Here is an 8,852-nt window from a genome sequence, read left to right as displayed (position 1 = left end):
GAGTGTGACAGCTTGCTGCTTGAATTCCTTGGTATAGATCGGTTGAGATTTGCCCATTGAACCCTCCTGATATGAGTATAGCAGATTTCTCTTCTCCGACCCTCCAAATTCGGGGGAATTCCAACTCGAACATGATCATCAAAATTGAGTCAGAGCCGTAATCCGGTCCGTTCCTCCTCAAGGGCCGTATTCGTCGCGGAACTGTTCGGAGTGGTCATCTAAGCACAGCTGGAACGGTAAAGTTCCGTTCTCTGTATCCCTCTTCGTTTTTTTGCAACACAATCCTTGCATCGTATTTTATCTCTGCTATACTTAGCCTTGTTGGGATGTTGGGAAAGCGGGGGAAGAAAAAACAGAGAAGCAGGTTACCATGCCCAAATCACCCACCTATAGGCTCATCTGGTCTGCTGAGCGCAATGCCTATGAACTTCATACCCCTGATCACTCTCACCAGCGTTTTGTGCCAGAAGACGAAGCATCATGGTTGGCCTGGCTCGCGACATGCACCTCCTTTTCCTTCCAGGGTCACGCTGGTCGCCTCAATGTTTACAAAGAGTTGCGCTCACGAGGCGCAGGGTACTGGTATGCCTATCACTCTACTGGGCGGCGCGTCGCCAAGCGCTATCTTGGGCGCACGGCCACGTTGACGCTGAGGCGTTTAGAAGAGGCTGCGCAGTCTCTGACGAATGAGAACCCAGCTTCCCTGATGATATCCACCCTCACAGAAAAGGATGGTGTCTTCCAGGCAACCACGGCACGCCTCCCAGAGGAGGGTAAGGAGAAGGGGGACCTGCCATCTACCTTGCCTTCGTCGCAGATGGAGCAACTCGACCTCAAACTCCGCCTGCCACGCTTACCAACTTCCTTGATTGAGCGCACGCATTTATACGCGCTCCTGGATGCTGGATTTGCCCGCAAACTTACCCTCATCTCAGCTCCTGCAGGCTTTGGCAAAACGACCCTCGTGCGCGCCTGGATCACCAGGCGCAGGGATTCCTGGCTGCTCTCTCGTCCTGCCTCTGAGCGTACCAACCAGGATCATCTGCTCGTGGCCTGGGTCACCCTGGATGACGGGGACAATGAGCCTCTACGTTTTTGGGGTGCTATCCTGGCAGCCTGCCAGACCTTCTCTCCACACGAAGAGACAGGGGCACGCGCGTTGTTGGAAACTGCGCAATACCAGACGATGCTCGCTACATTTCTCCAGTACCTCTCTCGCCTGCCCACCCATTGTATCCTGGTCCTGGAAGATTATCATGTGATTCGTTCACCGCTTCTTCACGAGATGCTCGCCTCACTGCTGGCCCGCGTGCCTGACACCCTGCATGTGATCCTGATCACGAGAGTTGATCCTCCCTTGCCTCTGGCACGATTACGTGCCAACGGAGAACTGCAAGAAGTACGGGATGCCGACTTGCGTTTCGCGCTCACGGAGGCGCAAGCCTTCCTACAGCAGATGCTCCCCTTCCCTCTTGACACGGCAGTGAGCGAGCGCATGTACCTCCAGACCGAAGGCTGGGTGACGGGACTGCGTTTGCTCGCGCTGGCCTTACAAGGGTATAGATCACAGCAGGAGAGCGAGCCGCTGCTGGCCAGCTTCAGTGGCACCCTTCGCTACATTTTGGTGTATCTCGTCGAGGAGGTGCTCGCTGTCCAGCCTGACGCCCTCCAACTCTTTCTGCTGCAAACGAGTGGCCTCAACCGTTTGACGGCCTCGCTGTGCGATGCGGTCACCGACAGGGACGATAGCGATCTCCTGCTCGAACAGGTGGAACGGGCCAATCTCTTTCTCCAACCCCTCGATGAGAGCCAGCAGTGGTATCGCTATCACGCACTCTGGGCGCGGGCACTGCAACGAGAAGCCCACCGTCGCCTGGGAGCAACCACCTTGCACACACTCAACCGCAAAGCGAGTTCCTGGTATGAGCAGCAGGGACTGCTCCCGGACGCGATTGAAGCGGCTTTTGCAAGTGAGGATTTTCCCCGTGTGGCCATGCTCATCGAACGTTTGCTTCTTCCAAAGAGCTTTCACAATCCATATCACCTGTTGCGAAGGCTTCTGGAGCGGGTGCCAAAGGATGTGTTAGATGCGCATCCTGAACTCAGGTTTGCCTATGCAGAATCCCGCATTTTCACTTCTGATCGACGCGATCCCTCCAACAAAAAGGTGACTGAACAGGCACTGCGGATTGCGGAACAGGGATTTCGTGTCCAGAGGGATGACCAGAAGTTGGCCCAGGTGCTCTCACTCAGAGCGACTCTTGCCTTCTTTCAAAACGATCTGCTTACCGCGTTTGCTCTGGCCCATCAGATGCTGCTAGTGCAGCCAGAAGGCGAGCTGCATTGGCGTGGGAGTAGTCTGGTGGTACTCGGGATTGAAGCGCTGCTCGCCGGGAAGATGGAGGAGGCCTGGCAACGCATGATGGAGGCGCGTGTCGCCTATGAAGCTGATCAATCTTTCCCTGGCCTCCTGGCGACGGCGTTCGTCCTGGGAGAGATCAGCATGGAACAGGGAGAGCTGCATCAAGCTGACCTGTACTATCAGCAGGCACTCGCAGGTTCAGAACCGGGAAAAGAGGAACTCTTCCAGCATCAACTCACCACCGTGACCGGAGCCCAGGAAACCTTCTTCAAATGCCAGACCCTGTTCGGGTTGGCTCAGCTTGCCTATGAACGGAACGAGTTGGATGCAGCGGAGCAGTGGCTCTCCCAGGTCCGAGTCCTGGGTGCCCCCCTGGTGGAAGAGATGCACTTCCTCACCGCTGGGACGCTGTTGCAGGCATACATCCTCCACGCACGTGGGCAGAGCGCCCAGGCGCAGAAACTGCTGAGTCAGATAGCCGTGCAGGCACGCTCGCCGCAGTTTCTCCGTGAGGTCCGCGCCTGCGTAGCCCAGATCGCGCTGGCCACAGGGGATCTGACGAAAGCCTGCGAGTGGTCCAGGACCATTGAGCACGCTGAGACTCCTCTTGCCCTGCTCAGACAGGAAGAAGAGGCCCTGCTGCTTGCTCGCTTGCGGATCGCACAAGCCCGGAGTGAGGAAGCCTTGCGCATCCTGGCACCCTGGAAAACGCAGGCCGAAACGCAGCAACGTCTGCGCTCGACGCTGGAAATCTTGCTCCTTGAGGCACTCGCCCACTTTGCCCAGGCCCGCCTGCCTGAGGCAAAGCAGGCCCTCCTGCCGATGTTAACAAGGACGCAAGGGAAAGGATATCAACGCCTCTTTCTAAATGAAGGCCGGGCGATGGAAACACTGCTGAAAACATTGGTGCCGGAACTACGAGAGGCCCCCCTGCTTTCCTCTGTACGCACCCTTCTGCACGCCTTTGCCCAGGAATATGGGACAGAGGACACCTCGCCTTCCAGGAAAGACAGCTTGCTGCTTGAGCCGCTCAGCCCCCAGGAGCAACGCGTGCTGCATTTGCTCGTTGCTGGACAAACCTACGGCGAAATCGCCCAGGAACTGGTCGTCTCCCTCAATACCATTAAGACCCAGATCAGTAGTGTGTATCGCAAGCTGGGAGCGAACCGCCGCGCAGAAGCCATCGCCCGTGCCCAGCGTTTGCATTTGCTCTAACCCCTCGTACCTCCCTGTTGGGATTATCCAGCCATTGCGCAACCACCTGATTTCCCCAACTCCAGCCACCGACAATCACCCGCGCAATCACGAGAAGAGGTGAAGTCAGCGTCCCCGCTTCCCGGCTATACTGCTTTGCGTGAGGGAGCAAAAACACCTCTCTCTAGAGCAGGAGGGCATCTATGCAGGTGCAGATCCGCGTGAAGAGCTATCTCAACCCTGACTGGCAGGAGTGGCTCGAGGGGTTGGCGGTAGTCCATGAGCCATCAGGAACCACCTTGCTGTGTGGGTGGCTTCAGGACCAGGCTGCGTTGTATGGAATACTTCTCACTATTCATGATTTTGGGTTGACCTTGCTTTCGCTTGAGACAAGCGAATCATCCCAACGTACGAAAGGGAAAGAGCATATTATGATAAGCGCGGCATTTCCTTACGAGAAAAAACGGAAAACCGCCCTGGGGCTTGAGATGGCCTATGTAGAAGAGGGACAGGGTGATCCCATTGTCTTTCTCCACGGCAATCCCACCTCTTCCTACGTCTGGCGTAACATTCTGCCCTATGTGCAGGGCTTTGGTCGCATCATCGCCCCGGATCTCATCGGGATGGGCGATTCGCAGAAGCTGCCTGAGAGCGGACCACACTCCTATACCTTCGTCGAGCATCGCCGTCACCTTGATGCGCTGCTCGAAGCGCTGGGCGTCAGTGCCCAGGTCGTCCTCGTGGGACACGACTGGGGTGCAGCCCTGGCGTTTGATTGGGCACGTCGCCATCCAGAGGCTGTGCGCGGCATTGTCTATATGGAAGCGGTCATGGGAACCTCCTCGTGGAGTGAGATGCCGGAGATCGCCCGCTCGCGCTTTCAGGCCCTGCGTTCTGCACAGGGTGAGCAGTTGGTACTGGAACAGAACTCGTTCATCGAGTTCAACCTGCCCAAGACCATTCTGCGCACCTTAACAGACGAGGAAATGAACCAGTATCGTCGCCCGTTTGCAGAGGCCGGTGAAGCGCGTCGCCCGAACCTCTCCTGGGCACGTCAACTCCCGATCGAGGGCGAACCAGCCGATGTTACCGAGATCGTCACTGCCTCTGGGAAGTTTCTTGCTCAGAGTCCCATGCCAAAATTGCTCATCCAGGCCGTTCCAGGGACACAAGACCCCCAGAAGGTCGTGTTCAATCACACATGGCCGGCGCAAACCAAAGTGAGCGTGCGCGGATACCATACCCCGCAGGAGGACTCTCCTGACGAGATTGGGCAGGCCATTGCAAGCTGGTTACAATCTCTGAAATAGTTTCCAAGACGAGGGCCTTCACAGGAGACGTGAGAGCATTCGTCCAGCCGTATCTGAAGGAAACGGTGGAAAATTGCTCCCTTCGATGGATACAGACATATTCTTCTGCTTACATAAAAGGAGATAGGGACATGAAACCAGTTACACCATATCCAGCTTTTATTGGCTCAGATCCGAAACAAAGTGAATCAAGTGAAAGATGGGGGAATGAAATAAAAAGACCATTTAAAGTGGAATCATCGGAATATCCTTTCACGGACCGTTGGCTGCCTTATCGTGACGGATACATTCATTACCTTGACGAAGGAGCAGGACCGTTGGTCCTGCTCCTTCACGGGAATCCCACGTGGTCTTATCTCTATCGGAATGTCATCAAGGAGCTGCGCAATGACTGTCGTCTGATCGCTTTGGATTACCCTGGATTTGGGATGTCAAAAGCGCCTTCCCACTATGGTTTTACGCCACAAGAGCAATCGGATGCGGTCCAGGACTTCATCCGCCGCCTGGACCTGAAGGATTTTGTTTTAGTCGTCCAGGATTGGGGAGGACCAATTGGAGTACATTACGCGGTTCGGCACCGGGAAAACCTGCGCGGCATCGTCGTGATGAACACCTGGGCTTGGCCCACTACGCTCCTTCCAATGAAGCTGTTTTCTTTGGCGATGGGGGGATGGCCTATCGGATACTGGCTTCAAACACAGCGAAACTTCTTCGCCAAAAACATTGTTCCGTATGGGATTCACCATGCTGAAAACATCACGAAAAGCTTGAGAAAGGCTTACACTGATCCGTTCCCAACGCCAAAATCAAGGATACCAACCTGGGTTTTCCCCAGACAGATTCGCAAGGCACGATCATGGTTCAAGGAAATTGAATCGAGACTACCGGTGCTCTCTAATGTACCTGCGCAAATTCTCTGGGGGACAAAAGATAGCGACGGTTTCCCTCTCGAAGAGATGAAAAAATGGCAGAGATACCTCAAGCTGAACGAAAGTGAAGCCCTGGATGATGCCTCGCATTATGTGCAGGAGGATCGACCAGATCGCGTCGCAGCCGCTATTCGCAGAGTTCTTGAAAGAACTTCGCGAAATTGAGAGCGATCAGATGAAACAAACCACGTTTCCCCCAATGGGAACTTACATCGTATCACCATCTATGGAATAGAGGAGAAAGCAATGAAAACGATTCTTTGGGCCACCTTAACCGCTAATGGGAACTACGCACGCAATGCCAGCCCCGAGCACCCTCCCAAACAGGAAGCGTTCAGTGATTTCTTGGATCAGGTGAAAGCGGCAGGGAATTTCATCGTCGGACGTCGAACGTTCGAGAGCTTTCAGGCGGGTGGAGAGAGTCCTTTTGGCGATGTCGACATCGTCGTGATCTCGAAGAGCGTCAAAGACATTCCTGGTATCAAGGTTGTGGCATCGCCGCAAGCGGCCCTCGCGTACCTGCAAGAAAAAGGCCATACAACCGCCCTTCTTTCGGGCGGCGCGGATCTGCACAATGCCTTTTTACAACAGGGGCTTGTTGACGAGATACTATTCCCAATCGCACCTGTATTGGAGGGAAAGGGATACAACATCTTGCTCAACCAGGACCACTATCAATACAAGGATATCCAGTTGTTGGATTTCAAGTCCCTTGGTGGTGGCGTCGTTCGGTTACACTACGCAATTGGTCGTGAATAAAGCCGCTTGAGAAGAATGCCTGATTCATAGGCTCTTTACTGTACGTCCTTACGTATGCACCTTCGCCCTGACCACTCACTGAAGATCAGCGCTGATCTTCAGTGAGTGGTCAGGGCGAAGGATTGACACTGAAGACGTATTAATCCCCATGTGATATGGTATGCGATTGGAGAAACAATGGACACAAACGCATCGGAGCAGCAACACAACCAGAAGTCTGAACTGACCTCTCCCGCGAAGGCATTCGATCAGCCTTTTTTGGCAAGCAAGGAGCCATCGACCAGGGTTCGGGTGGGCCATGTGCTTCTCCTGGGGACAATGACGGCAATTGGGCCGCTGTCCAGTGATATGTACCTGCCCTCACTCCCAACGATCAGCCACGAACTGGGCGCAACAATGTCGCAGACCCAGATCACCTTGACCGCAAGTCTCTTCGGCGTGGCGCTGGGCCAGCTGCTGATCGGACCGATCAGTGATGCTCGCGGGCGGCGCGGACCTCTACTCGTCGGAATGATCCTCTATGTACTTACATCCCTGTTATGCCTCGTCGCTCCTTCGATTGGTCTCCTTATCGCGCTACGTTTCGCCCAGGGGGCCGCCGCCGCAGCGGGAGTCGTGATTTCGCTTGCCATCGCTCGCGATCTCTATGGAGGTCGCACCCTGGCCCGCTGCATTTCTCTGCTGATGATGGTGAACTACTTTGCCCCGATGATCGCGCCTGTGCTTGGCAGTCTGTTACTCAGCTTTACCTCCTGGCGAGGTGTCTTTGTGACGCTCGCTCTCATCGGTACAGTGATTGTGCTTGTGGTCGCATTCGGACTCAGCGAGACACTGCAACCAGCGCAGCGCCAGAGCGGAGGCGTCTCTGCCTCGCTTGCGGATTTCCGCCATTTGCTCTTCGATGGTCGTTTCGTCGGTCTTGCCCTCTCTCTAGGTTTTACGTTCGCCGCCATTTTCGTGTACATTTCAAGCGCCCCCTTCATCTTAGAAAACGTCTATGGCCTTGCGCCTCAAAGCTCTGGCGTCGTGTTCGGGATCAATGCCCTGGGGGTTCCCATCATGGCTCAGGTCAACGCAAGGCTTGTCGGTCGAGCATCACCGCAAAAGCTACTGATAGGGGGAACGGCGGTTCTTGCCATTGGGAGTCTAGCCTTGATTGGTGCAGTCCTCACGGGAGTTGGCCTCATTGGAGTGCTACCGTCATTCTTTGTCCTTATCTCCAGTGTGGGCCTTATCGCACCTAATGCGATGGCGCTCGCATTGGGCAATGTCAGAGCTGCTGGAAGTGCATCGGCCATCCTGGGCGTGTTGCAGATCATCATTGGCGTGGTCGCAGCGCCACTGGTTGGCCTTGGTGGAAGTGAGACTGCCGTTCCCATGGCGCTGACCATTGCTGTGTTCGGCATCACAACCTTGGCGACGGTGGTCATGGTATGCCGTCCTGGAAAGATCGATACAAAGGCACAGTAGATCGCCACTTTCCTCGACATCACTGGATCATGACGAGTGGAATCTGAAGCATGATAGACCAAATCCGTTGAAGTACAGTCCAAAGGAGTAGATAAAACAGTCGACCACCAGTGGAAACAGGTATGAGAACAAACCAGGTCGGGTTGGGTCTGTATCCAACGGTAGCGCTCGGCTTGAACCCCACGGGTTGCGCAACGAGAATCATAACTGAACAATAAAGGGTGGGCACACGCACGGAAACGGTGTCTCGCTTCCGCGAGAATACGTCAAGAGATCTCTTTCGAGACAAGGAGGTGTACATTTGGGCAATCTGTGAGCGAAATTCGGATAAGTCAGTGAGTGGGCTTCTGGCTCGACAAAGGAGCCAACCAACCACAAATGTATCAACATCTACTCACGGATTGCCCAATTTACAGCTTGGGGGAAAAGGCTTGCCAGAAAGACCATAAAATCGCCAGCTCATTGAGCTTGATTAGAGCGTTTGTTCTTCTCTTTTTTGACACATATCTTTGCCCAAACTCGAATTTGGCTCATAAACTTGCCCGAAAAAGTTGCAGAGAGAAAAACCCAAAATTTCCCTCACACCTTGAGATTTCATGCCTAATTTGGGCGGGCAATTACGTCAATGTGGCGAGAAAATGCGTCACCGCCTTGTTTTTGGCTTAAGAATTGGATATCATTGTGTTCTTTCTCTGGAACAATTTCTATAATGCCCCTAGAAATTCAGACAGAAAAAAGTTGGCTCGTAAGATAAAATTGATTCATGGAAAAGCAAAAAAGAAAACAACACACGGCAGAATTTAAGGCAAAAGTAGTAAAGGAGATTTT

5 protein-coding genes are annotated in these 8,852 nt (G+C 54.1%); all 5 read left to right on the top strand.

What is annotated here, in order from left to right; translation table 11 throughout:
- Window positions 1-370: 370 nt before the first annotated feature.
- The 5 genes from F1593_RS26445 (at window position 371) to F1593_RS26425 (ending at window position 8,024) form a co-directional block, all read left to right on the top strand.
- The gene (locus F1593_RS26445) at window positions 371-3,577 is read left to right on the top strand and encodes a winged helix-turn-helix domain-containing protein (protein WP_149404552.1); all 3,207 of its coding nucleotides are present in this window, start codon (window positions 371-373) and stop codon (window positions 3,575-3,577) included.
- A 182-nt stretch (window positions 3,578-3,759) separates the two neighbouring features.
- The gene (locus F1593_RS26440) at window positions 3,760-4,866 is read left to right on the top strand and encodes a haloalkane dehalogenase (RefSeq protein WP_308483130.1); all 1,107 of its coding nucleotides are present in this window, start codon (window positions 3,760-3,762) and stop codon (window positions 4,864-4,866) included.
- A gap of 131 nt (window positions 4,867-4,997) precedes the next feature.
- Complete coding sequence (locus tag F1593_RS26435; protein WP_216368999.1) at window positions 4,998-5,960, top strand: alpha/beta fold hydrolase; 963 nt, start codon at window positions 4,998-5,000, stop codon at window positions 5,958-5,960.
- An 81-nt stretch (window positions 5,961-6,041) separates the two neighbouring features.
- On the top strand, window positions 6,042-6,554 hold the full coding sequence (locus F1593_RS26430) for a dihydrofolate reductase family protein (RefSeq protein ID WP_149404551.1): 513 nt from the start codon (window positions 6,042-6,044) through the stop codon (window positions 6,552-6,554).
- 177 nt (window positions 6,555-6,731) lie between these two features.
- Window positions 6,732-8,024, top strand: a complete 1,293-nt coding sequence (locus F1593_RS26425; protein WP_149404550.1) for a multidrug effflux MFS transporter — start codon at window positions 6,732-6,734, stop codon at window positions 8,022-8,024.
- Window positions 8,025-8,852: the final 828 nt, after the last annotated feature.

The organism is Dictyobacter arantiisoli, assembly GCF_008326305.1.
GTDB classification, from domain to species: Bacteria; Chloroflexota; Ktedonobacteria; order Ktedonobacterales; family Ktedonobacteraceae; genus Dictyobacter; species Dictyobacter arantiisoli.
Note: the sequence above shows the minus strand (reverse complement) of the source record. Positions and strands in the feature narration are given on the sequence as shown.